The sequence below is a fragment of the Bradyrhizobium sp. F1.4.3 genome (assembly GCF_040548375.1).
Classification (GTDB): domain Bacteria; phylum Pseudomonadota; class Alphaproteobacteria; order Rhizobiales; family Xanthobacteraceae; genus Bradyrhizobium.
Genome location: NZ_JBEPRN010000006.1, coordinates 259584 through 282485, shown reverse-complemented (window position 1 = coordinate 282485; position 22902 = coordinate 259584). Strand labels below are relative to the sequence as shown.

Genomic DNA, 22902 nt, shown 5'->3' with positions numbered 1-22902 from the left:
CAATTTGCACCGACGTGCCAAGGCATTCGGCTTTGTCCTGCACCCCTTGGAACCGGGAGCTGGTGCCGTTTCTTAGGAATCGTTCTCCAGCGTCAGCTCGCCGATCTTGGCATGCAGCGACTTCACATCGATCGCAGGCGTGGCCGGCGCAGCGCTGCCAGGTCCAAAAACTCCGGAAGCGCCACCCTCCAGCTGCGCCTTCCATGCCGTAATCTGATTGGGGTGGACGTCAAACTGCTCGGCCAGCTGAGCTATCGTCCGGTCGCCCTTGACGGCGGCAAGCGCCACCTTCGCCTTGAAGGCCGGTGTGTGGTTCCGGCGTGCTCGTCTGCTCATCGTCGCTCCTGATTCGCAGGCACCAGCGTGCCCGCTGTCAGGCAGAAACTCCACTTATCGACCTGTTCAAATTTGCGGGGCCGGCTCTATAACCAGCATTGCGCTGGGGCAAAAACTTATTGAAGGGGTAAAATGAGTAAAATTGCTACGAGGATTTTCGGGCAATCAAAGGGCTGCCGTGGCGTACGCATTGGATTGCGCGGCCAAATGGCACTGCTCGGGATTTCCGGGGTCCTCGTCACCGGTGCAATCTGCGCCGCCGCCCTGAATTACGCGAGCCTCGTCCAGAGCGCTTCGAACGACAGCAACCAATTCAAAGCCGATGTCGTATCGTTGTCGCAAAGCTTCCTCGAGTCACGACAAATCGCGAGCGACTTCCTGCGCAAGCCCAGTGAAGTGTCGATCAAGAAGTATGCGGACAATTATGAGCAGCAGCTCGCAGACTTGAGTCGCGTCGAAGCATTTGTGACGGGGTTGCCGGAGGATGACCCGCTGAAGCAGGCGACTTCCCTGCGGCCGGTGATTGGTCTCTATGCAACGCGCTTTCATAACCTCGTGGCAGCGCAACGCAACCTCGGCTTCAACGAAGAGGACGGATTTCAGGGCAAGCTGCGCAAGGCCGTGCACACCGTCGAGCAACGGCTGGCAGAGCTGAACCAGCCCCGCCTCACGATCTTGATGCTGATGATACGCCGGCACGAGAAAGATTTCATGCTGCGCGGCGAAGACAAATATGGCGATCAACTGGCGGACCGGGAGGTGGAATTCGAAACCGCGCTCAATCAGGGCGGCTTACCCGCAGAGCTGAAGTCCCAGATGCTCGAACTGATCCGCGCATACAAGTCGAGTTTTATGTCGTTCATGGTGACGCAGCAAGCGCTGAGCGACCAGGTCGACGATCTCGCACAGATCTACGACCGTATCCGCCCGGCGCTCGTGAAGATCATGGCTGCCGCTGACGCGCGCTCGCGGGCTGCGGAAATGCGAGCTGAAGAGATTCGTCGGAAGCTGATCTGGGTGATCGGGCTTGCAACGATGGTCGTGGGCCTGCTCGCCTTACTGTTCGGCCAGCGCATTGCAAAAACGGTCGCTTCGATGACGGAAGCCATGCGCCAGCTCGGCGACGGTCGGTTCGATGTGGTTCTCCCGGGGCTTGGCCGAAAGGATGAGCTTGGCGAGATGGCCGAGGCAGTCGAAATGTTCAAGCTGAGAGCTCGCGAGAAGGCGCAGGCAGAGCTCGACGCAAAGGCCGAACAGGATCGTACCGCAGCCGAGCAGCGGAAGGCCGATATCGCTCGGCTCGCCGGCGAATTCGAAGCCGCCGTAGGCAAGGTGATCGACACTGTCTCGTCCGCCTCTACAAAACTTGAAGTCTCCGCACGCAGCCTTACCAGTTCGGCTGATCGCAGCCGGCAACTCTCCATAGAGGTCGCCTCCTCATCGGAGGATGCGTCTGAAAACGTTCAACGTGTCGCAGCCGCGACGGGCGAAATGGCGGCAACCATCGCCGATGTGGGCCGGCGGGTCGAAGAAGTGGCCAATATGGCGCGCGAAGCGGTTCGCAAGGCCGAACTCAGCGACCAGCGCATGGTTAACTTGACGGCCGCGGCGGAGCGGATCGGCAACGTGGTCCAGCTGATCGCCGCGATCGCGCGGCAAACCAATATGCTCGCGCTGAATGCGACGATTGAAGCCGCGCGCGCCGGCGATCGTGGCAGAGGTTTCGCGGTTGTCGCCCAGGAAGTGAAATCGCTCGCGACGCAAAGCGCGCACGCGACCGTTGAGATCAGCGAGCACATTGGCGGCATTCAGGCCGCGACGACAGAGTCGGTCGGCGCGCTTACCGAAATTGGCGTCATCATCGGCCGCATCTCGGACATCGCCATGACCGTGGTCGAATCGATCGCGGAACAGGAGGCGACCAGCAAGAGCATCGCGTTCAATTTGCAGGAAGCGGCGGCCAGGACGATCCAGGTGGCAGCGAGCGCCGGTGAAGTCACCAACCGCGCAAAGGAAACCGGAGGGGCTTCGATGCAGGTGCTGATGTCTGCCGAACTGCTATCTGAGGAAAGCTCTCGGCTGAAGCACGAACTAGACAGCTACCTGTGCAGGGTTCAAGCGGCTTAAATCAGCGCGTCAACGCCGCAAGCTCTCCACGCCTGAAAGTTGACCTTTCTTCCGAAGCCAAGTTGCCCATCTGCTCTCGGATCGGCGTGTAAATGCTAGTTGTTCAATCGGACCGAGCCTCTTAGAGCTGCAAACGCGGAAGCGCTGAACACTCCTGCGGTTCTCATGCGCGGTTTCTTTATCTCCGCCGCAAGACGGCGGAGCGAGCCGTAACCACGCTGGAAAAATGCTTTCCCTCCTGACAACAGCAGGAATAATGCGCTGGTTTTAAATATTAATTTATGTGCTGACCGGTCAAGCACGTAACGCAGCGATTGCTGCTCTCTCTTCTGCGGTGCAATCGAGGGTATTTCATGCGCAATCATGACCTTGTTTCCGGAAGCTTCCTGGCACTGACCGCGGCCGGCCTCGCGCTGCTCTGCTCGAGCCTGCTCGTCTTTGCCTTCGCTTAGCGGCTGCATCCGACAACGAGGAACGATCGACATCGAGCATATGGAATTTTGAGCCGATGGTCGTGCTGCGGAGAAGGACGCTGAACGTCGGCATCCAGTAGGCGTTCTGCAGCATTGGCGGCTCCGCGGCAAAGCCGCCGTTTCTAAGCGGTTCGATTGATATCATGTCCTCTGCGAGGAAGATTGTCGCCTCATGAAGGTGACGGTATTGCCGGTCAGTCGCTGTAATTGTCGATCGCTGGAGCGCCGTCGGCCCAAGCCGACAGTCGTGGGTGAAATCCGCCGACAAACGGCATCGGAACGCGGAATTCCGGCGTCAGTGCCGCGCCATTGCATTAATCAATATCGCCATATGGCTACTGTGTAGAGGCGAACGTGACCATTGGACGAGCCGACGTTTGTGGAGGCCGGCAAAGTACAATGGCCTGCTAAATCAATTCCAATTGGACGACGCAGCAAATGATCTGGCTGCAGACAATCTGATGCGCTCGGGAGCGAAGTTGCCCGATATGAGCACAGGTCCACTGCGACGGATCAGCTAGTCCGGAATGGAAAACGAGGTGGCTGAAGCCATCGGCATGGTGATGCAACTCCAGCCAGGACGGCAGGACTATCTTGTTTAAGGCCGCAACCAGACACCCGTCCGGGCACGACCTTGATGGCAGATGTCTGCACGGATGGACCTTGCTGCTCGTGAGCGCCGCGACGGCTGTGCTTGCCGGCGTCACGGCTGCGGGCGCGGCCGACTGTCCGCGTAAGGACGCGCTCGGGACCTCGCGCGTGCTCGTCGTTGACGCCAAGACATATCCGCGGGTCGGACTGAAGAGCTTTCGCCAGACGCTGCCCTTGGCCGACCACGAAGTTGTGCTGACCTTCGACGACGGGCCCCAGCCGCCGTACACAGAAGAGGTGCTGGCGGCGCTCGCGCAGGAGTGCGTCCGAGCCACGTTCTTCCTGGTCGGCAAGTCGTCGGCCCAATTTCCCGAGCTCGTGCGGCGCGCCGCTGCGCAAGGCCACACCATGGCGCACCACACTTGGTCGCATTCGATGGCGTCGAAGATCAGCTTCGAGAAGGCAAAAGAGGACATTGAGCGTGGGATTGCGGCCGACGAAACGGCGCTCCATGGCGTATCGACGATGGCGCCCTCGACGCCGTTCTTCCGCTTCCCCTATTTCGACTCGACCCCTAAGACGCTCGAGCTACTCCAGTCTCGGGGCATCGTCGTGTTCGGAGCGGACCTGTGGGCCAGCGACTGGGAGGAAATGACGCCAGACCAGGAGCTGAAGCTCATCACCAGCCGGCTGAATGCCGAGGGGAAGGGGATCATTCTGTTTCACGACGCCAAGGCACATACCGCCGCGATGATGCCCGCCTTCCTACGGTACCTGCACGACAACGGCTATCACGTCGTTCACATCGTTCCGACGGCGCCGCTGCAAAGGAACGCCCATACGCTTTGATGGCGGAATGTCACGGCGGCGCAGAGTGGAGCATCCCCAATCCACTAAGCCGTCGTTCATGCTAGCCGGTGCAATGATGAAGGCGGTATCGCGCCTGAGCCGTTTCGGGCAGTAGGAACCGCAATTGACGTAGATCACCTCAGACGTCTGCCTCATCCTTGCCGTTTACGCGCCGGCAGGAGTGGTAGGCGCGCATAGCCGCTCGGCATCTTCGTCGGCAGCACTTCCTGATTTTGAAATCCAGAAGCCCACCGCTTGTGACCTAAGCTATCGTCTGCCGAAATGCCGCGACCGGCTCACGCTGTAACGCGTGTCCGCAAGCATTAGAAGAGGTCTTCCAAACAAACAGATCGTAAAGTGATGCAAAGTGAACGACAAAAACGATCTCGCGCGACACAGCCCGACGATGCTCTCACAACGCATTTAACGGCAATGCGATGGCAGGCCGTGAACCCGGCTCATCAGGACGGGACGTTGTCTATTCGGAGAACACGAGAGAAGCCGGCCTCAATCCCGCGCTCAACGACCAAGTTGCACGCGTTCGTCGGGCGTCCGTGATGTTCTTCATCGCGCGGCAACAAATGGCGCGTCCGATGAGAAATTAGAAAAATGAATTATCTAAACACTACCAAAAACAGTGTGCCTTGGACTCGCGCGTGCCACGATTCTCTGAGAGCATTGATCTCAGGCAAGGAGGAGGTCAGGGACGCTCGTGATGCCCAACAACATCTTCGACAAGGTGAGTAATTCAGTTATTACCGCGGCCCGATGAGCGTTCGTTCTGCGACGCGCGCAGCCCTTGCGATGGGACCGTCGAATGTGATTGCTCGGGACTAGATCCGACAAATCGCTGGTCGGCCTGCCGCTCGAACTTTCTACGAGGCGGAGCGTAGAACCAGATCCGTGAGCCTTTTCGCAAGCGGTCAGCCTCGCCCCTGTAACGTCTGAGCATGAACACGAAGCACCCGATGTGGGGCGACACGCAAGTCCAAAGAGGAAGAGTCTGCTCCGTGCGACCATCACGATGTTCGACAAGTTACTCCTTCGAGTCCTGAGATAGTTTAACTTAGCTAGGAGCGACACAAAGACGCTATCACCTCGGTGTGAACTAAGACGTCATCTGACCTTCAACCGTGCGGCATATCTGTTTTGGATCGGGTGCTGCGGCGGCCTCCTGCTCCGATGCCGCCGCTGGACCAGATCGTATGTTGGTTAAACTTGGAAGAGGATATGACATGGTGACCACGCGTGAAGTCTCTATCGATGACGCCACAACGGTGACTCACATGGTTGCTGCCCTACTTGCTGAACTTGAGGGTGGACAAAAGCAGGGCGGACTAGATACCCGGCTTGTTGTCGACCTCCTGGCCATGAAAGAGCGCGTCTATGGGTTTCTGGCCTTCACGGAGGAGCGCCCGGTCGGTCTCATCATGTTGTCGGAAAGCGCCGCCCTTTTTGCGGGCGGAACCTACGGCATTATCACCGAACTCTACGTGGTGCCGGATCAGCGATCGTCTGGGGTCGCGATGCGTCTCATTGAGGCTGCGGTGGGCCTGGGGACGGTAAAAGGCTGGGGCCAGCTCGAAGTGGGGGCGCCGAGGCAACCCATGTGGAGCCGTAGCCCCAGCTCAGCATTGTACTTGAAGGCCGGTTTTGCAGAGATCGGCCCACGCCTCAAGTTGCCGTTACACGGCTTAGCTAGTCAACGTGCGAAACGTAATGCTGCGGGGAGATCGCGGTTGGAGCCTCGGCGGCAACGCGCACTAGGCCGCGGCATCCCGGATGCGTCTTCTGCAAAATTTGCGTGAGCGTCGATTTGCCAGCGCCCGATTAATTCGCGATGAGGTTTGTAGCGCGGGGTTTGAGTCCGGCCGACGAGTCAGAGAGCACCGGCGCATCTCAAACCCCTCATTCTGAGTGAGCTGATCCGCGTGCCCAGCTCAGAGGGACACGACGCCCTGCGCCACGCAGGGGCCGGCGTCTGCGCGGCGATGAGCCTTCCGTCAGGGCCGAATGCTGGCCAGTCTCCCCGGGCCTGCGGATCGGATGACTAACGAAAGGCTCACGAGCTCGCCCCATCTGTTGAGCCGTTCTTGACCGGCTTATTGTTCTTCGCGGTCACTTGCGCTGGCGTCGCATTGACGAGCTGTTCGTACAGGAGAGGATCTGTCGCACCCTCGGTGTTGATCAGGAAGACCCGTGCATTGGGTCCAAGACCAATCTTACCACGCAAGGTCGGGTCACCAGCAGTCTTCAGCAAAGCTGCAAGGCCAACACCACCACTTTCGCCTGCAACGACGGCGGGATCGCCATCCGTCGGATTTGCCAGACGTTTCATCACGCTGATTGCGTCCTCGTCGTCGACAGTCATAAAAGCATCCGCCGTGCGTGAAAGAATGCGCCAAGCGACGAGCGAAGGCTCGTAGCATTCGAGCATCGCCATCACTGTTGATTGTCCATGATCTACCTTGACAGGGTGCCCGGCCCGAGCGCTTTCGAAGAGGCATGCTGCCCGCGAGGGATCGACAACTGTGAAGAACGGGCGGACGTCGCCGAACAGAATTGATAGATGTCCAGCAACGGCCGCGGCGATCCCACCGACGCCTGCCTGGATGAAGACGTGCGTCGGCGGCTCCGGCAACTGTCGTAGTGCTTCGCTCACAAGGGCGGTATATCCCTGCATCACAAAGCGCGGGATCCGCTCATAGCCAGGCCAAGACGTGTCAGACACTGTGATCCAACCTTCTTGAGCCGCAACTCGCGATGCTTGGACGACAGAATCGTCATAGTTGCCGTCAACGCGGATCATCTGCGCGCCAAAGCCGGCGAAGGCGACGACGCGCTCGTTGCTCACGCCTGAATGAACGAAGATGGCGCATTTTGCACCAACGAGTTGGGCGCCTTGAGCAACTGATCTGCCATGGTTGCCATCCGTAGCACAAGAGACCGTCATACCTTTTGCCACGGAACTCACTTCAGGTGTGTGAAGCTCGGACACGTCAACATCGCGACCGAGCTGCCGAGTTGCTTCCTCGAGCACCAGACGGATCACAGCATAGGAACCTCCCAAGGCTTTGAAACTCCCAAGTCCGAGACGTTGGCCTTCGTCCTTTAGATGGATCGAACCCACTCCAATCTCGCGGGCAACGCCTGGCAAAGAAATAAGAGGGGTTTCCTTGTGGCCATCGCGATGCTTGAGAAACCGCTCGACCTCGCGAGCGGCTTCGACGCTCACCGCGTCGGCGTCCGAGGCATCGATGGGAGCGCGGTGGTCGATGTGTTGGTTGAGGAGAAACATGGTCTGGCTTTCCTGCCTCGTCAGTAGCGCTACGTATGGAATACTTCATTTCACGACGATATAAGTGGCTTATTCTGGGGTGATTTGAAGCAGCGCCTGGGTATTGCACGCGCCTTTGCCACGACCAGGTTTTTGATCGACGATCTTCCCACAACGATCGAGCAAAGTTCACAGAAACCTGCGCCCGAGCGCTATATCGGCGGGTCTGGAGATCCGCTACGTGGGAAGGCCGTGGGACCGTCCACGCCCTTCTCCTTCAAAAGATCAGCTCATCGTCGGCATGAGGAATTCGGCGCCGGCGCGGATCCCATCGGCCATCGGGTCATGATCGTCTTGCGCTTGGTGTAGAAGCGAACGCCCTCGGGGCCATGCATGTGGTGATCGCCGAACAGGGACGCTTTCGATCAGCTTTGCACATTCTTCTACGTCCGCGTCGATGTAGCCTCGGACCTTATCGAGATGTGGTTTGTTGCTAGCGGCCCCATTTCGGGACTAGTGCCAGGACCGACGTTCAGGGCGCGGACCTTAGCCGTCAGGTTTTTCAGAGCATCGACCGCGTGGACCATATCGGCGTCCGGCATGACAATCATGTGGTTCTTGGCGCCTCCGAGAGCCTGGCGGCGCTTGCCGCGACAGGGTTCCCCCGAAACCGGCGGTCGGATTTGGTCGAGGATTGAGGCCGGTGCCGGTGCGACAAGATTGCCCAATTGCGCGTGAGGCCGATGAGCCATCCCGTTCCGATCGTTGTGCTTGGCGTCCCGAGGCAACTGAGGACGCGAGCGTACTCGAGCGAGGACGTCCAACCAGGCGGAAGCCCAACGCTTAACCAGCAGGGCAGGTCGATTTATAGGCGCAAAGACTGATGTCTCGACCACAGTTGGCGATCACGCATCAGCGCGGGTGCCCTCCTTGTTGCTGGAATGCATAGATTGGATTCATCCCGCAATAGGCTAGGGTACCGGAGGCAGTGGCCATGCACTGGTCATAGGTCGAGAACTGGCAATTGCCTGGATATCCCCAGATACGTCCCTGGAGGCAATAAACGTCCTGCCGAGCCGGTGGAATGAAAAAACGACCCCGCGGAGCGGCGGTCAATGGCGATCCAAAGCCGATGAGGATGGAAAGTGCAAGCACACAGATAAAGGGAAGGTTGCGCATGAGACCTTTAACCTCCGTTCAGACTTGAGAGGATAGAAAATCTAGGATTGATGTTTTGATCTTGGTCAATGGCAAACAGCTTCGTAGACGGCTTGGCCGACGGACTTTGTCGCGATCTGCAAGAGCTTTGCGATTCCACAAAGGCTTAGCGGCTGACCGCGTGTAACAGGTTGGAGAAGCCAGAAATCTGGAGCTCGGAAGAGAACTCTGGCCTCATACTGAACCCGTATTGGTCGCCCAAATCGACTAGCTCCCGATCCACAATGGTAACTTTAGCCTGTCACCGCTGGGACTGGCCGACCGGCGCGAGGAACCGATGTGCTCCTCATGATGGTGGTGCTTCACATGAGGGCATGCGGGCCACGCATTCAAGCAACCGTTGATCGTCCAAAGCGCCTCCCTTCTAACGTCGGCCCCTCCCTCGGTCTGACGCCCCACCGGTGTCCAGTTCGGCTTTCAGGCGAGCTCTCTCCAGCCGCTTCCTGAGCCCAGCAAGTCGGCTCGACAGGCTCATCGATTCCTCGATGCCAAGCTCACCGAAAACGAACTGATCCAGTTCCTCCTGTTGTGCAGCGATGTCCGCAAGACGCTTACGGGCTTTGTCCGTTAGCGAGAGCTGGACGACCCGAGCATCCCTGATACCGGTCTTGCGCCGCACAAATCCGACTTTCTCCAGCGCCTTCGAATGTAGCGTGATGAAGGATGGATCGACTTTCATCAGTTCTGCGACCACTCCGGCCGGAGCACCGCCATCCTTGTCTAAGTCCATCACCGCCATCAAGATCGCCAATTGTGTTCCACTAATGCCGAGTGCCTCGGCTCGGACGTGAAGAAAATCCTCCAGACAGACGTTGAGGGACCTGATCTCCAACGTTAATCGCCGCACCAGCTCCTGGCTCTCAGCAGAGCCATTTCCCCCTCGCGTTGCTTGCTTAGCCAAATGCGGTGCCGTCGAATGTTAGGACCCTGCTCAAAGCTCGTTCGCGCTGACAAGGTTCAAAGACAGGGACAATGTGTTGGGCCTCACGCGCTTACTTCCGTCGATTATCGGAGAATGCCGAGAAGTGGCGCGAAGTATGTGGCTCCCAGCGAGACCTCCCGGCCTACATGTCGGCGGCTACTGCTTGCCAACCAATTGGCTTCGCCAAATATACGGGGCTCGCCGAGATGCACGTTCAAAAAGAGACCCTCGATTCGTGGTGTCGCGCACCGGCGCGACACTCCATCACTTACGCTCCGACCACAGGTTTCCCCCAACGCCGGAAGACCGTACTCGGATCCGGGCAACGGCCTCGAATGTCTTTCTAACGTCGGGCAGCTCTGCGCTTAACAGAATCGCAACTTTGCACAATCGATACGGTGGAATTCATCAAAAACGATCGCCCAAACGCCGAATTCAAGCGCAATCGCAGCGTTGTATCTCGTGTGTTGCCGTCCAAGAGCTGATTTTGCCGCCCGACGAGCGAGAGAATTCGATCGTCGGCTGTCCGACTATCCAGCCCTTATTCGTCGAGGAACAAGGGTGCGAAGACCGCATCCAACTCCTGCCGTACCTCGGGCTGACTATCGGCGAGAACGCGACCGGTTAGGGTCATGTGGAAGCGGAAGAGATCGAAAACGTACGAGTAACCCCATCGGACAAGATGGGCTCGTTGAGCTGACTGCACAAGCGCCGTTGAAAGTCGCGCTGACTCAGCGGGGCTCGAAGCGTCGAACTCTTCGACGATGCACAAGGCAAGCCCTGCGAAGTGGGAATCGGACTCACGGGAACGAGCCCAAAGAAGCCCCCAGTAGATCGAGTTTCAGAGGACCGATCGGGCACGAAGGCCAAGCTGTCACGAACGCACGCAGCGCCCGCTCCAATTCCTCGACTGAATACCCCTCCTTCAGCCGGAACGGCGGCTTGAGCGTCGCGTGGAAGCCGTAGCGACGGGCACAATGGTAAGAGCACGGTGAATTTTGCTTCGTAGTAGCGGCGTCGAGTGCAGCCGAGGCCACGGGCGAGCGTCCCTCAGGCGTCGTACCCAAGCCAATCGCCGCTACCGTTCGCGGGTGGTCCGGACCTGGCGTGTAGTAGATCGCGTGGTGGTCGAGCACGGTTCCAATTTCCGCTGTATCAATAGCAAGGCAAAGGCCGCTGATTCACATGCCGTCTTTGTCTATCGGTTCCGATTTCACGTTCACCGAGACTTCCATCTCTGCTTCATCTGTGGGGGCGCCCCAATAGCTGCCCGAAAGCGGGATAGCTTGAGCAGGTGTCCGAGCGACGCCAACCCTGATAAGGTCGCGATTTCCAACGATGCCGTTGGTTGGATCAAATTCAACCCAACCAGAGCCTGGGACGTAGATCGAACACCAGGCGTGTGTCGAGCCGCCTCCGAGACGGACGCCCCCATCGCGATCGGGTACATAGACATAGCCAGTGATGAAGCGAGCGGCAAAGCCGAGCGAGCGCGCGGCCTCCATCATCAGGAGCGCAAAGTCGCGGCAAGTTCCCCGTTTAAGATGTATGGTTTCCGCGGGTGTTTGAGTGCCTCGCATCGTACGGCGTTGGTAGGAAAATCCCTCTGCGATCGCTTCGTTGAGCGTCATGAGCAACTGACCAGTAGGGCGATTAACACCTGGCGCCACGAACTTTAAAAGCTATTCGTCGACGGCTGTATCGTCTGGATAATGGCGACGGATGTATGGGGCCAGATCCGGCAGTTCATTGCCGTCATAAGCGAAAGGATGCTCCCGAGCGTATTCCTCGATCCGAAAGTCTGGAGCTTTCTCTGGCGTATGCTCAAGACGGATGGTCGTTTCAAACTCGAGCACCTCTGCCAAGGTGTTGAAGTCAACCAGCGTGAGGCAGTTACCGAATACGTCGTGTATCCAGCGGATTTCGACCGGCTCCGGTCTTACCTCAAGTTTGCAGTCCAGTAGCCGCTGATCAAAACTGTCTCTCGGACGAAAGAGTATTTGATGCTGGCCAAGCCCTACGGACCTACGGTAGCGATAAACGGTGCTGTGGTGGACGGTGTAAACGATCATCGAATTCGCTCTAGACTACAACATAAGACCCGGTCCTGATCGCAGGCCGCACGTGGAAATGGATTTGTTCGACCACGAATGCCGTTCATTTCAGCAGCATACCTGAGAAGATCCCGGAACAAACAAGGGCCAGTGGGCTTTGTCTGCCACAGTAAACGCAGACGGGTAAGGACACGGCTTTGAAGATTCGGGCAGGCTACAAAATCGTGTTCGAGTGCTTCCAGGACGTTCCGATGGTGCTTATGCTCACCGTCCATCCGTCCCGCGCGTCAGAGATCTTGATGGACCATGCCATCCGCGTGGCACCGATTGTACATACCAGGGATTACAGAGATGTTTTCCGTAATATTTGTACGCGTTTAGTCGCGCCGAGCGGGCTGATCGAGATTCGGAACGAGTTCATCATCGAGGACAGTGGTCTGCCCGATGCAGTCGCACCCAATGCTACTCAGGTCCCGCTGCACGAGTTGCCAGACGACTCCTTAATATATCTGTTGGGCAGCCGTTACTGCGATACGCAAAAGCTGACAGATTTTGCTTGGTCCACGTTCGGGCAGATCAACGGAGGCTGGCAGCGGGTTCAAGCCATTTGCGATTATGTGCACGACCGCATTCAGTTCGGCTACCACTTTGCCCGAAACGATCGCACCGCCTTCGAAGGTAACCAAGAACGAGTGGGCGTCTGTCGAGACTTCGCTCATCTCGCTGTCGCTTTGTGTCGATGCATGAACATTCCAGCACGTTACTGCACGGGCTACTTGGGCGATATCGGAGTTCCGCCGGATCCGGCGCCGATGGATTTCAGCGCATGGTTTGAAGCGTACATCGGCGGGGATTGGTACACTTTCGACGCTCGGCATAATCAGCCTCGCATCGGTCGTGTCGTAATTGCGCGTGGTAGGGACGCGGCTGACGTCGCTATCTCAACTTCGTTTGGACCAAGGAAACTTGTGCGCTTCAACGTAGTGACTGAGGAAGTGCCAGCTCACGAAGCGTTTCCGCTTCAGCCGAACATTGATCCATCACACGACGGTTTGGTGGGCCAGCGGCAGTTTGCTTGAACGGCAATTGCGACTGCGACCGATTCCAAGCATGCTTACTGCCGACAATCGCGCGCACATTGCCAGCTGCGGGACCACCATTGTCTTTGAGCGGAGGTTTTGCTGAGCCATCTGCTTGCAAGCTGACACTTCCGAGTGCTCAAGGTCATCAGCCGCTGTTCGGCTATGGTCCTCAATGTGCGGGACGCCTGCATGTTGCTGATTGTGTAGGAGAGGCGTTCCGCATGGAGGACCTGCTTGCTGAGTTCTTTCGGATGGTTGGCTTGCAAACGAATTCCTGTCCAAAGATGCAGAAGACGTCGGCGGCAACGTTTCGTTCCCCTCAGCTCGGCGGCCTTTTTTCCTAGGCGCACTCGCAGCTGATTTTTGGAAGGCAAAATTACTTGAAGCCTGAGACGGTACGCGCCGCAGTGGCGACCGAGGACGCTTAATAAATCCTTCGCACAAATCGTGATAGCCTGGACCCTATCGGGATTTTGCGCGTCACCCTCCCGGGGCTGGAAAGCCGCCGCCTGCGCTCATTGAGCAGGCGGCGTTTTTGCTTCCAAGCCCCAGCTCTGTGCGTTGGGGCCCCTTATAGGAGGCAGGAAGTCCGAGCGGCCTAAGTACTTTTCCGACATGCAGGACGGCCCTGACTTGCTGAAGTCGCTCGAACAGACGCGGGGGCTCTCGACCCGTGAAGGATGGTGCAGGGCGCACATCGAGGCCATCCAGGTCGCGATTGATCAATACGCTGAGGCGGCTTTCGGCAACCGCGAGTTCGTCCTCAACAAGCCGCACAGCATTGGACCGAGCCGAAGCAGGAGCGAGATTCCCTAAATGGTCCCGAGGGCCGTTCTCTTTTATCACATCCTGTTCGTGCACTGTTCGAGAAGCGTTCGCAGAAATGCAACCTTCAAAGGCGTTCGCGGTTCTAGAAGACGTCGGGGTGTATTCACAGACCGAACGCGCCTCCGGCGTCCCATTTACGAGATTACGCCGATACGAACGAAGCAGAATCAAAACCCTTCGCTCTAGGAAGGGCGCGGGTATTCTCCGTTTGAAGAAAGCTTTGGCGATGGAGGCGCGTTCGGATGAAGCGTGACGGACACGCCGCCAATTTTGAGCCATTCTCACAAATAACAGAGCCCGCCTCCTGAGCACTCACGCGGCACACGATCAGGACAAAGTAACTCGGCCGGCCGCGGTAATGCTGTACGCGACTTCGCCCGATGCCAGCAGTTCGGCCTCGACGAGTCCCAGCTCGACCAACCGGGCGACGAGCTCATGGTCAAACAACGGCGGGCTGGTCCAGAATTGCGAAGCCAGACGGCTCAGGAAATCGCGCTCGGTTGCCGTCAGGTCCATGATCGCCCGCAACGTGCTTTAGCTGTCGCTGCAAACGCTCCAGATGCCGACTGCAATGGCGACGAGAGCGACGCATGACCAGAAAATGGGTACGCTCGAGGAGCGGCCGGCAACGAGGCCCCAGGCGCCGAAGCCGACAATTCCGATTGAGATCGCATAGGCAACCGCTTTCTCCATTGGTCGCCTCACAAGCACGTCCCGATAGGGACTCGGTGGGAGGCCAAATGTTCCCTGCGCGCGGATGCGCTCCGAGGGATGGGGTTTTAGCCTGAATCCCTGGTGCCCGAGGGCCCCGATGGATCGGCCCTTTCAGATCTCCATGAACTTACGTCCCCCGGAAGCATAAGGGGATCACTCTCAACCTGTTTGTTTCGGGTAAGCCCTAGGCCTACAAGTCCAGCCATCACCAGCGCGCTGCCAGCAACAATCAACCAGCGCGGCAATTCCAATGCGAGCATCGCAGCCTCCATCGAAATGAGCCTGTAAGCTGCCGGAAGTTACCTTAGATAATCGGAATATCGTCCTCAGAGCAGACGATGGCAAGTTCGCCCGCTCGGCGCGGACGGAACGGGAAAGGAAGCCCGCTATTGTTTAGCGGGCGCTCCGGGCGGTTCTGCTGGCGCCGTGGGTTCGGCGGCTGGTGCGCTGCCCCTGAGATCTGAGGGCGCTGTACAATCGCCGGCCCAAATCTTGGTTCCCCTAACCGTGCCGACGGGCTTGCATCCCATTGGCACCTGCGGCTTGACCTGAACAGGCGGCTTTTTGGCGGCTTTCGGCGGAGCGGTTTGAGCAAACGCGCCAGTCGCAATGAGCAGTGCGATAAGTCCGAATAGTCGCTTCATGGTCCATCCCCTCGACCGTTGAATGCGTTTATTCTGCCTTCGCCTTCAGCCCGATCCCGACTTCGGCGAATGGCTTCGGAACGGCCGGACTGATCCTCCTGCTTGCCAGCCCATTTGTCGACCGTTTCACGCAATGCCTTTGATAGCCGAATAGCGGTCACGGGTCCCTCCCGGTGGCGGGACGTAGCTACCGCTCCCGCCGGCGCGCTGCCGACCGGCCTAGCGGACTCCTTGGAGTCGTTCTGCCTTCAGCCCGCCACCGAACAGCGGGAGAGCGGCAGACGCCCAGCGAGCCGGTAACCTGCCGGCAATACCTAACAGGTACAAAAGCCGCCATCGCGGCCTGGTGACAAGTACCGCGGTGCGCATGGGCATAGAGACCCGCCGTCTCACGAGGCGGCGGGTTTTCCCTTTTTATTGCGACGCAACCAGCGTTGCCCTGCTGAATGCGATCACGTACGCAGCCAGCACCACAGGGCTATCGCGATCTGCTTAGGCATGTGGTGGCCCCCCAGGCGGACAGCCCCTCTACCCTACTGCCGGACGAGCTTGGACCGCATACCGCCGAGCATCGTATAAGCAAGGCGCCGCCAGATCAGGTTCATCAGGACTAGCATGTTGGCATCCCCGTGTTCGATGCTGCCACTATCGCCCCGCATGTTTCAGGAGGATTTCGCCGGGGTGGGAAAAGACTGCGTGCAAGCTGAGAAAGAGGTTCACCGATCCGCACTAGCGGGTGTAACCGCACGTACGAAGGCCGCAGCGGGAGGTTAAATCGCTGCGGCCCGCGCATGGTCAAAAAAGCCGGGTTAAATATCCAAGTGAAATATGCAGCCAGCCCCGGTTCGGAAAATCTAGCGCTAACCTTTTCTCGTTTGCAAGCTGAATTTCGCGGAAACCGAAATGTGACTATCGGCATTATGTTCCATTGGGAACGCGCCGCCCAGCTTGCCGGAAGGCGCGCGATTGCAACCCCTGATTCCTGGTGGTCGTCGTCCGCGCATGAGATGATGATCAACATTTGCGTTTCGGAGGGAAGCCCGATGCGCCTTGTATTGCCTTATTTTGGAATTTGCCTCTGCGCGTCTCTCGCGGCGTGGTTGTCCTTCACTCTCCTCTATTGACGGAGCAGATCCTCGGCGGGCGTCTGCAGCCGAACGTATGTGCCGCTCTCATGCAGCTCGCCCTTCTCTACAGCGCACGTCATGCCGGCGCCGAACTCTGCGCCGGTTCCCTTAAGTGGGTAGAGGAAGGGATAGTTGATCTTCTCGATGCGGACACGGCCGTCCTGTACCGGCTCGATGACCGACGCAAGCTGAAGGAGATGGCGGGCGGCGACTTCCGGATTGGCAAACGGGCGTTCGGTGACGAGTTTCAGTGCGATGTTTGATGACAGATCCTGCGGCGCCACTGCCGAGCAGAAAAGGCGCAATCCGACGCACCACCACGGCTGATCTTTGGGAAAGCGTGTCGAGCCGCACATCGATCCTACACTCGCAGCGGCTGAGCCCGCGCTCCTACACCACCGAGGCCAGAGCGGCGAACCAGCCGCTCTCGTTGCGAAGCTCGTGCATCGCCAAAACCAGCTTCCCAAAGCGCACCGCATTTCGAAGACACCGCAGCTTGGTTTCCGGGGCATAGAGAAATCTGTTGCTCATTCGCGCCTTAGCCGTCCAGCGGCCCAATGAAAGCAATCCGTTAGGCTTTCTTGCGACAGGCGAACTATGCGATCGCCTGAATGGCGTTGGAGAAGATGCTGGCCGGCCGGCTCAGGCCGTAATGATCGCGCAGCGTTGTGCCCGTGTAGTCGTGACGGAACAGGCCGCGCTTGCGCAGAATGGGCACGACCTGCTCGGCGAAGATGTCGAACCCGCCGGGCAGCCAGGGCGGCATGAAGTTGAAACCATCGGCTGCCCCGTTCTCGAACCAGGTCTGGATGTTGTCGGCGATCTTCTCCGGCGGTCCGGCAATCACCCAATGGCCGCGGGCGCCAGCCAGGCGCTGCACGAGCTGGCGAATGGTAGGCTTCTCGCGATCGACGATCTCGATCACCAGCTTGAAGCGGCTGGCAACGCCGCTGGCGCCCTCCGTATCGATCAGATGACGAGGAAAGGGGCCATCGAGGTCAAACCCGGAGAGGTCGAGACCGATCATCTGGCGCAGCTGGGTCAGCGAATACTCGGGCTGGATCAGCTCGTTGAACTCGTCCTGCAGCCGATCGGCCTCGATCTGCGTGCTGGCTATGAAAGGACTGATGCCGGGCAGAATCTTGATTTGATCGGGACTGCGGTCGAAGGCGCGCGCCTGACGCTTGATGTCGGCATAGAATTCCTGGGCGCTCGCCAGTGTCTGATGCGCGGTGAAGATCGCCTCTGCGAAACGTGCCGCAAAGGCGCGTCCGTCGTCGGAAGAGCCGGCCTGGACATAGACCGGCGCGGCGTCCTTGAGATGTTGAGCGGCCCACGCACGCGGAAATGCTTTCCGACGTGATTGATTGCGTGGATCTTGCCGGTGTCGGCGAAAACACCCGAGATGGGGTCGTTGACGAGCGCGTCGTCCTCCCAACTGTCCCAAAGCCGCGTGATGACGTCCAGATACTCCCGCGCCCGCTCATAGCGTTCGTGATGCGGAGGATGCTCGGGCAAGCCAAAGTTTTGCGCGGCCTGCGGCGTGCTCGTTGTCACGATGTTCCAGCCGGCCCGGCCGCTACTGATGTGATCCAGCGAGGCGAAGAGCCGCGCCAGGTTGTAGGGCTCAGTATAAGTCGTCGATGCGGTCGCGATCAGGCCGATCCGACTGGTAGCGGACGCGATCGCGGTGAGCAGGGTGATCGGCTCAAGTCGAAACCGTTGCGCATAGCGGACATTGTCCGCCAGCGCCGGGCCGTCGGCGAAGAAGACCGCGTCGAACTTGTGCGCTTCAGCGCGCTGCGCCAGCTCCTGGTAACAGGTGACGTCGAGGATGCGATTGGCTGCCGAACTCCGGTGGCGCCAGGCCGCCTCGTGATGGCCGTCTGGATAGATGAAGAAGTTGAGTGAAAGCTGCCGTCGTTCGCTCATTTGTGAGATCCGCGTGCATTGGGAGCTGTAGCAAGCGAGACTCTACGTCTGCAGTCGCGCTGATGTCGATGAAATGAATTTGCATTGTTGAGGTGGATGCAGGCACGAAGCTTGCGAGCAGAGCGCCAATCAAAGACGAGAGCAGTCGTCACCACGAGGAACGGCGGCGGTTGTAACGATTTTATCGCGCCTCTGGACGAGAAGTGCGTTGCGTCGCGTCAAATTGCGCCGCTCTTGCAGCCGGGCGGGCAGTCATCATTGCAAATCTTTCAGTGTCAGCATTGCTAATGAAGCGTTCGTTGCCTCTCGCCGAAAACAAAGCTGGTTTTGTTTCATTGACTGACGATCGATCGCTCGTACCATTCAAGGCCTCAACGCGAGGTCGTTTCATCATGCTCCAATCCGAACCCAGTGACCGATGTCCCGGCTCGGGCCGTCTGCCGGAGCACGTTGCGCCCGAGTAGGGCCCCTAGCCAGAAATGATTTCATCTATCTCCGCCGTCGTTTCCGCGACCGGCGCATGGCGGAGCTTTGTCCACGGGGATCGCAGTGACGAGAGCACGACCATGAGCAACACGACAACAATTGACAACGTCATTCCGCGCGCCGACATCGTCAAGCGTGCGGCCAGGCTTGGCGCTGAGATCAGGAACATCAAATTGTCGGGCGATCTTTCGGACGGGACCATCCTTGCCATCAATCAGGCGCTGCTCGAACACAAGGTCATCTTCTTCCGGGACCAGGGACATCTCGACGATGCCGAGCAGGAGCGCTTTGCCATCAGGCTCGGCAAGCTGGTGCCCCATCCGACGGTCGGTGCGATCAAGGGCACGACGTCGATCCTGGAGCTGGACTCGGGCCGGGGCGGTGGCCGCGCCGATCAATGGCATACCGATGTCACGTTCGTCGACGCCTATCCGAAAATCTCGGTGCTGCGCGGCGTGGTGATTCCACCCTACGGCGGCGATACCGTCTGGTCGAACACGGCAGCCGCCTATCTCGGCCTGCCGGCGCCTCTGCGCAAGCTCGCTGACGAGCTGTGGGCCGTTCACAGCAACGCCTATGACTATGCCGTGAAAACGCGGGCGACCGAGGCGGACAAAAAGCACTTCGACGAGGTGTTCACCGGAACGATCTATGAAACCGAGCATCCGGTCGTGCGCGTCCATCCCGAGACCGGCGAGCGCACGCTCGTGCTCGGAAATTTCGTGCAGCGCTTCGTCGGCCTGCCGAAATACGACGGCCAGAAGCTGTTCGACCTGTTCCAATCGCATATCACGGCGCCGGAAAACACCGTTCGTTGGAGCTGGGAGGCCGGCGACGTTGCGATCTGGGACAATCGCGCCACGCAACATTACGCGGTCAACGACTATGGCGACCAGCACCGCGTTGTGCGCCGGGCCACCATCGATGGCGATGTACCGCTCAGCGTCGACGGTCGCCGCAGTGTGACGCGCGTCAAGACATCCAAGCCCCAGACCGCCAAAGCCGCTTGATCCTGATTAGCTCACGAGAGTCACAATGATGAACGCTATACTTCGATTGCTTCCCGCAAGGCGCGCCGGGTTGGGACGGGCCACCCGCAACACGTTGCGGGTTTTGTTGGCGGGCGCCGTGGCGCTCGGCCTCACGGCCCCGGCATTCGCCGAGCCGCCGCTCGAGAAGACCGAGATCCGCTACCAGGGATCGGCCGGGCAGGTGACGTTTATCGAGCTGGCCGAGGACCTTGGCTATCTCGCCCCGCTCAAGCTCAAATGGGTCGGCAACACCATCAGCGGGCCGCAGGACATCCAGACCGTCGTCACCGGCGATATCGACATCGGCGGCGCGTTCTATGGGGCGATCCTCAAGTTGATCGCGGCGAAGGCGCCAGTCAAGGCGGTGGTCGGCTACTACGGCTCCGACGCCAACACCTATTACGGCTACTTCGTGAAGGGCGACAGCCCGATCAAGACCGCGCATGACCTGATCGGCAGGAAGGTCGCGGTCAACACGCTGGGCGCACATTTGGAGTTCGTGCTGCGCGAGTACCTGGCTAGGTCCGGCCTCAGCGCTGGTGAAGCCAGGCAGGTCACGCTGGTGGCGATCCCTCCGGTCAGCGGCGAGCAAGCGTTGCGCCAGGGCCAGGTCGAGGTCAGCGCGTTGGGCGGTGTCCTGCGCGACAAGGCGCTGGAACGGGGTGGCATCCGCTCGCTCTTTGTCGACACCGATCTGTTCGGCCAGTTCACCGGCGGTGCCTATGTACTGCGGGACAAATTCATCAAGGATAATCCCAATTCCTCGCGTAAGCTGGTGGAGGGGATTTCGCGGGCCATCGAATGGGCCCAGACCACACCGCCGGAAGAGGTGGGGGCCCGGTTCGACAAGATCATCGCCGAGCGCAAGCGCAACGAGGATGCCTCCTCGATCAAATACTGGAAGAGCACCGGTGTTGCATCCAAGGGCGGCTTGATCTCGGACAGCGAAATCCAGGTATGGATCGACTGGCTGGTGAAGGACGGCCTGTTCAAGCCGGGTCAGGTCAAGGCTTCCGACACCTACACCAATGCGTTCAACTATTTTCGTCCCGGAAAAACGGCGGAGGCCCGATGACCTCCGTCAAGATCCGTTTCGAGCATGTCCGCAAGGAGTTCGTCCTGCGCGGGGAGGGAGGCGCACCAGGCCGCCACTTCATCGCTCTGGAGGACATCACGCTCGATGTTCGCTCCGGCGAATTCTTGGCCCTGGTTGGCCCAAGCGGCTGCGGGAAATCCACATTGCTCGATCTGCTGGGCGGGCTCACGCTGCCGACCAACGGCCGGATTCTGCTCGATGGCCGGCCGATTGCCGGACCCGGTCGCGACCGCGGCATCGTGTTCCAGCAGTATGCGCTGTTTCCCTGGCGCACCGCCGCGCAGAACGTTGAGTTCGGTCTCGATATCGCCGGGTTCAAGGCCAAGCAGCGGCTCGACATCGTGCGGCATTTCCTCGAGCTGGTCGGGTTGTCCGGCTTTGCCGACCGCTACCCGCATGAGCTCTCCGGCGGCATGAAGCAGCGCGTGGCGATCGCGCGAAGCCTCGCCTACGATCCGGAAGTGCTGCTGATGGACGAGCCGTTCGCCGCGCTGGACGCCCAGACGCGCGAGACGTTGCAGGGCGAGCTGCTGCGGATCTGGCGCGCCACCGGCAAGACGATCGTCTTCATCACCCATGGCATCGACGAGGCCATCGTGCTCGGCCAGCGGGTAGCGGTGATGACGTCGCGTCCGGGCCGGATCAAGCAGGTCATCGACATTCCGGACGTGCTGCGCAGCGAGGCCGACGACGTGCGCTCGCTGCCTGAGTTCGGCCGCGTGCGCCACGAGGTCTGGAGTCTGTTACGCGACGAAGTCTTGAAAGCGCAGCAAGGGCAATTGGCCGCCGGCACTGGTGCGCGAGCCGATCGAAAAGTGGAGGAGGTCACCCATGTCTAGCCTCGAGATACTGACATTGCTGGAGGTTGCGCACGGGCGCCGAGAGCCGCTGACCGGCGTGGAAAGACCGGCATCGCAGTGGTGGACCGGATCCTCGCCGCGGCCCGCGGGCTGGCTGCCTTCGGGCACCGCTCGTTGCTGCTGATTGCCCTGTTGGCGGCATGGGAGGTGGCGCCGCGGCTCGGGTTGATCGATCCGGTGTTCCTGCCACCCTTCTCGGAGGTGATCGCCGCGGGCTGGCAGCTTGCGCAAACCGGCGAGCTCTATGATGACGTCTCCGCCAGCCTGCTGCGTGCCTTGAGCGGATTTCTGATTTCTGTCGCCTTGATCGTCCCGCTTGGCGTGGCCGTCGGTTGGTATGCGCGTCTCGGCAATCTCGTGAACCAGTTCATCGAGATCTGCCGCAACACCGCGCCGCTTGCGCTGCTGCCGGTCTTCATCCTGCTGCTCGGAATCGGCGAAACGTCGAAGATCACGATGGTGGTCTATAGCTGCGCGTGGCCGCTGCTGCTCAACACCGTTGCCGCGGTGAAACAGGTCGATCCGTTGCTGATCAAGTCGGCGCGGACCATGGGTGCAACCCCGCAGCAGCTGTTTCGCAAGGTCATCCTGCCGGCTGCGCGTCCCACTATCTTCGTCGGTATTCGTCTGGCCAGCGCGTCGGCCATGCTGGTGCTAGTTGCGTCCGAAATGGTCGGCGCCAAGGCCGGCCTCGGCTATCTCATCATCAATAGCCAGTACAGCTTCCTGATTCCGCAAATGTATTTCGGCATCCTGGGCATCACCGTCATCGGGCTGGCGTTCAATGCCATTCTGGAGGCAGTGGAGCGGCGCTTCATGCGGTGGAAGGCGCCAGTGACGGCATGAGATTAGGGATCAGGCGCCGCTCAACTTTTCGCGCGGCGGCCAGCGTCACCATGCTGCTCGGCGGCATGTCGCGGATCAGCCAGACATTCCCGCCGATGGTCGATCCGCGGCGAATCGTGCTTCAGCCGATGGTGATACGGCCAAGGATCGTTTCGCCGACGTAGATCACGACGCCGTCGTCCAAGATCGGGTGGCGAGTGTCGCTCCTGATCACGTTGCCTTTGTCATCCGTCGGAAAGTCGCGCCTCGAGCGTGACCGCCTGATAGATTCAGACATTGTCGCCGATAGTGATCGTGCCCCCCGGTGCCGTAATCGATGAGAAGCCGGTGCGAGCGCGCTGGTGAATATCGATGCCAATCGGCCTGGCGCAATGAAAACGCGTGAATTGCGGAGCCTATGTCAGCGATC

Annotated in this window: 21 protein-coding genes and 4 pseudogenes; 11 read left to right on the top strand and 14 right to left on the bottom strand. The window is 59.4% G+C overall.

Features of this window, described 5'->3' with window-relative positions; genetic code table 11:
* Window positions 1–78 precede the first annotated feature (78 nt).
* A pseudogene (locus ABIB73_RS19780) lies at window positions 79–336 on the bottom strand (transposase); the annotation flags it as partial.
* A gap of 207 nt (window positions 337–543) precedes the next feature.
* Between ABIB73_RS19780 and ABIB73_RS19775 the strand changes: the two are divergent.
* Entirely contained in the window at window positions 544–2463 is a 1920-nt protein-coding gene (locus tag ABIB73_RS19775; protein WP_354226444.1) for a methyl-accepting chemotaxis protein, read from the top strand.
* A gap of 95 nt (window positions 2464–2558) precedes the next feature.
* Here ABIB73_RS19775 and ABIB73_RS19770 read toward each other — a convergent pair whose 3' ends face one another.
* Window positions 2559–2828: a hypothetical protein gene (locus tag ABIB73_RS19770; protein WP_354226442.1), complete on the bottom strand. Its 270-nt coding sequence runs from the start codon at window positions 2826–2828 to the stop codon at window positions 2559–2561.
* Window positions 2829–3602: 774 nt separating this feature from the next.
* On the opposite strand from ABIB73_RS19770, the gene ABIB73_RS19765 reads away from it, so the two are divergent.
* Both ABIB73_RS19765 and ABIB73_RS19760 read left to right on the top strand, forming a co-directional pair.
* A complete protein-coding gene (locus tag ABIB73_RS19765) occupies window positions 3603–4376 on the top strand; it encodes a polysaccharide deacetylase family protein (protein WP_354226476.1) in 774 nt (257 codons plus the stop codon).
* Between the two features lie 1235 nt (window positions 4377–5611).
* Complete coding sequence (locus ABIB73_RS19760; protein ID WP_354226440.1) at window positions 5612–6184, top strand: GNAT family N-acetyltransferase; 573 nt, start codon at window positions 5612–5614, stop codon at window positions 6182–6184.
* A gap of 254 nt (window positions 6185–6438) precedes the next feature.
* Here ABIB73_RS19760 and ABIB73_RS19755 read toward each other — a convergent pair whose 3' ends face one another.
* The 7 genes and pseudogenes from ABIB73_RS19755 to ABIB73_RS19725 form a co-directional block, all read right to left on the bottom strand.
* A complete protein-coding gene (locus tag ABIB73_RS19755) occupies window positions 6439–7674 on the bottom strand; it encodes a diaminopropionate ammonia-lyase (protein ID WP_354226438.1) in 1236 nt (411 codons plus the stop codon).
* Between the two features lie 264 nt (window positions 7675–7938).
* A pseudogene (locus ABIB73_RS19750) lies at window positions 7939–8303 on the bottom strand (hypothetical protein); the annotation flags it as partial.
* A 262-nt stretch (window positions 8304–8565) separates the two neighbouring features.
* A complete protein-coding gene (locus ABIB73_RS19745) occupies window positions 8566–8832 on the bottom strand; it encodes a DUF3551 domain-containing protein (RefSeq protein WP_204513504.1) in 267 nt (88 codons plus the stop codon).
* 403 nt (window positions 8833–9235) lie between these two features.
* On the bottom strand, window positions 9236–9622 hold the full coding sequence (locus ABIB73_RS19740) for a MarR family transcriptional regulator (protein WP_354226436.1): 387 nt from the start codon (window positions 9620–9622) through the stop codon (window positions 9236–9238).
* 712 nt (window positions 9623–10334) lie between these two features.
* Window positions 10335–10628 carry a DUF1045 domain-containing protein gene (locus ABIB73_RS19735; protein ID WP_354226474.1) on the bottom strand — a complete coding sequence of 98 codons (294 nt, stop codon included), beginning with the start codon at window positions 10626–10628 and terminating at the stop codon, window positions 10335–10337.
* Window positions 10594–10830, bottom strand: coding sequence for a DUF1045 domain-containing protein (locus ABIB73_RS19730; protein WP_354226472.1), 237 nt, complete (start codon window positions 10828–10830; stop codon window positions 10594–10596). Before ABIB73_RS19730 ends, ABIB73_RS19735 begins: the two co-directional genes overlap by 35 nt.
* Before the next feature lie 144 nt (window positions 10831–10974).
* A pseudogene (locus ABIB73_RS19725) lies at window positions 10975–11865 on the bottom strand (transglutaminase family protein).
* A gap of 179 nt (window positions 11866–12044) precedes the next feature.
* On the opposite strand from ABIB73_RS19725, the gene ABIB73_RS19720 reads away from it, so the two are divergent.
* The gene (locus tag ABIB73_RS19720) at window positions 12045–12926 is read left to right on the top strand and encodes a transglutaminase-like domain-containing protein (RefSeq protein ID WP_354226434.1); all 882 of its coding nucleotides are present in this window, start codon (window positions 12045–12047) and stop codon (window positions 12924–12926) included.
* A 618-nt stretch (window positions 12927–13544) separates the two neighbouring features.
* Window positions 13545–13745, top strand: coding sequence for a hypothetical protein (locus ABIB73_RS19715; RefSeq protein ID WP_354226432.1), 201 nt, complete (start codon window positions 13545–13547; stop codon window positions 13743–13745).
* Between the two features lie 339 nt (window positions 13746–14084).
* Here ABIB73_RS19715 and ABIB73_RS19710 read toward each other — a convergent pair whose 3' ends face one another.
* Complete coding sequence (locus ABIB73_RS19710; protein ID WP_354226430.1) at window positions 14085–14273, bottom strand: hypothetical protein; 189 nt, start codon at window positions 14271–14273, stop codon at window positions 14085–14087.
* Window positions 14274–14291: 18 nt separating this feature from the next.
* Complete coding sequence (locus ABIB73_RS19705; RefSeq protein ID WP_354226428.1) at window positions 14292–14450, bottom strand: hypothetical protein; 159 nt, start codon at window positions 14448–14450, stop codon at window positions 14292–14294.
* Between the two features lie 1456 nt (window positions 14451–15906).
* On the opposite strand from ABIB73_RS19705, the gene ABIB73_RS19700 reads away from it, so the two are divergent.
* Window positions 15907–16239: a hypothetical protein gene (locus ABIB73_RS19700; protein WP_354226426.1), complete on the top strand. Its 333-nt coding sequence runs from the start codon at window positions 15907–15909 to the stop codon at window positions 16237–16239.
* Here ABIB73_RS19700 and ABIB73_RS19695 read toward each other — a convergent pair.
* The 3 genes and pseudogenes from ABIB73_RS19695 to ABIB73_RS19685 all read right to left on the bottom strand — a co-directional run.
* A complete protein-coding gene (locus ABIB73_RS19695) occupies window positions 16233–16598 on the bottom strand; it encodes a hypothetical protein (protein WP_354226424.1) in 366 nt (121 codons plus the stop codon). The genes ABIB73_RS19700 and ABIB73_RS19695 overlap by 7 nt on opposite strands.
* Before the next feature lie 34 nt (window positions 16599–16632).
* Window positions 16633–16773, bottom strand: a complete 141-nt coding sequence (locus ABIB73_RS19690) for a hypothetical protein (protein ID WP_354226422.1) — start codon at window positions 16771–16773, stop codon at window positions 16633–16635.
* 313 nt (window positions 16774–17086) lie between these two features.
* A pseudogene (locus ABIB73_RS19685) lies at window positions 17087–18174 on the bottom strand (NtaA/DmoA family FMN-dependent monooxygenase); the annotation flags it as partial.
* 566 nt (window positions 18175–18740) lie between these two features.
* On the opposite strand from ABIB73_RS19685, the gene ABIB73_RS19680 reads away from it, so the two are divergent.
* From ABIB73_RS19680 to ABIB73_RS19660, 5 genes are all read left to right on the top strand, one after another.
* The gene (locus ABIB73_RS19680; RefSeq protein WP_354226420.1) at window positions 18741–19670 is read left to right on the top strand and encodes a TauD/TfdA dioxygenase family protein; all 930 of its coding nucleotides are present in this window, start codon (window positions 18741–18743) and stop codon (window positions 19668–19670) included.
* Window positions 19671–19695: 25 nt separating this feature from the next.
* Window positions 19696–20766 carry an ABC transporter substrate-binding protein gene (locus tag ABIB73_RS19675; RefSeq protein ID WP_354226418.1) on the top strand — a complete coding sequence of 357 codons (1071 nt, stop codon included), beginning with the start codon at window positions 19696–19698 and terminating at the stop codon, window positions 20764–20766.
* Window positions 20763–21626 carry an ABC transporter ATP-binding protein gene (locus ABIB73_RS19670; RefSeq protein ID WP_354226416.1) on the top strand — a complete coding sequence of 288 codons (864 nt, stop codon included), beginning with the start codon at window positions 20763–20765 and terminating at the stop codon, window positions 21624–21626. Before ABIB73_RS19675 ends, ABIB73_RS19670 begins: the two co-directional genes overlap by 4 nt.
* A 78-nt stretch (window positions 21627–21704) precedes the next feature.
* Window positions 21705–22493, top strand: a complete 789-nt coding sequence (locus ABIB73_RS19665) for an ABC transporter permease (RefSeq protein WP_354226414.1) — start codon at window positions 21705–21707, stop codon at window positions 22491–22493.
* Complete coding sequence (locus tag ABIB73_RS19660; protein ID WP_354226412.1) at window positions 22490–22657, top strand: hypothetical protein; 168 nt, start codon at window positions 22490–22492, stop codon at window positions 22655–22657. The genes ABIB73_RS19665 and ABIB73_RS19660 overlap by 4 nt, the downstream gene beginning before the upstream one ends.
* Window positions 22658–22902: the final 245 nt, after the last annotated feature.

Bases quoted from the DNA above. Each gene is read 5' to 3' on its own strand.
- ABIB73_RS19705 (WP_354226428.1), bottom strand. From the start codon at position 14,450: ATGGAGAAAGCGGTTGCCTATGCGATCTCAATCGGAATTGTCGGCTTC.
- ABIB73_RS19755 (WP_354226438.1), bottom strand. From the start codon at position 7,674: ATGTTTCTCCTCAACCAACACATCGACCACCGCGCTCCCATCGATGCC.
- ABIB73_RS19710 (WP_354226430.1), bottom strand. From the start codon at position 14,273: ATGGACCTGACGGCAACCGAGCGCGATTTCCTGAGCCGTCTGGCTTCG.
- ABIB73_RS19660 (WP_354226412.1), top strand. From the start codon at position 22,490: ATGAGATTAGGGATCAGGCGCCGCTCAACTTTTCGCGCGGCGGCCAGC.
- ABIB73_RS19700 (WP_354226426.1), top strand. From the start codon at position 15,907: ATGGTCAAAAAAGCCGGGTTAAATATCCAAGTGAAATATGCAGCCAGC.
- ABIB73_RS19770 (WP_354226442.1), bottom strand. From the start codon at position 2,828: ATGATTGCGCATGAAATACCCTCGATTGCACCGCAGAAGAGAGAGCAG.
- ABIB73_RS19680 (WP_354226420.1), top strand. From the start codon at position 18,741: ATGAGCAACACGACAACAATTGACAACGTCATTCCGCGCGCCGACATC.
- ABIB73_RS19745 (WP_204513504.1), bottom strand. From the start codon at position 8,832: ATGCGCAACCTTCCCTTTATCTGTGTGCTTGCACTTTCCATCCTCATC.
- ABIB73_RS19675 (WP_354226418.1), top strand. From the start codon at position 19,696: ATGATGAACGCTATACTTCGATTGCTTCCCGCAAGGCGCGCCGGGTTG.
- ABIB73_RS19690 (WP_354226422.1), bottom strand. From the start codon at position 16,773: ATGAGCAACAGATTTCTCTATGCCCCGGAAACCAAGCTGCGGTGTCTT.
- ABIB73_RS19695 (WP_354226424.1), bottom strand. From the start codon at position 16,598: ATGTGCGGCTCGACACGCTTTCCCAAAGATCAGCCGTGGTGGTGCGTC.
- ABIB73_RS19670 (WP_354226416.1), top strand. From the start codon at position 20,763: ATGACCTCCGTCAAGATCCGTTTCGAGCATGTCCGCAAGGAGTTCGTC.
- ABIB73_RS19775 (WP_354226444.1), top strand. From the start codon at position 544: ATGGCACTGCTCGGGATTTCCGGGGTCCTCGTCACCGGTGCAATCTGC.
- ABIB73_RS19760 (WP_354226440.1), top strand. From the start codon at position 5,612: ATGGTGACCACGCGTGAAGTCTCTATCGATGACGCCACAACGGTGACT.
- ABIB73_RS19715 (WP_354226432.1), top strand. From the start codon at position 13,545: ATGCAGGACGGCCCTGACTTGCTGAAGTCGCTCGAACAGACGCGGGGG.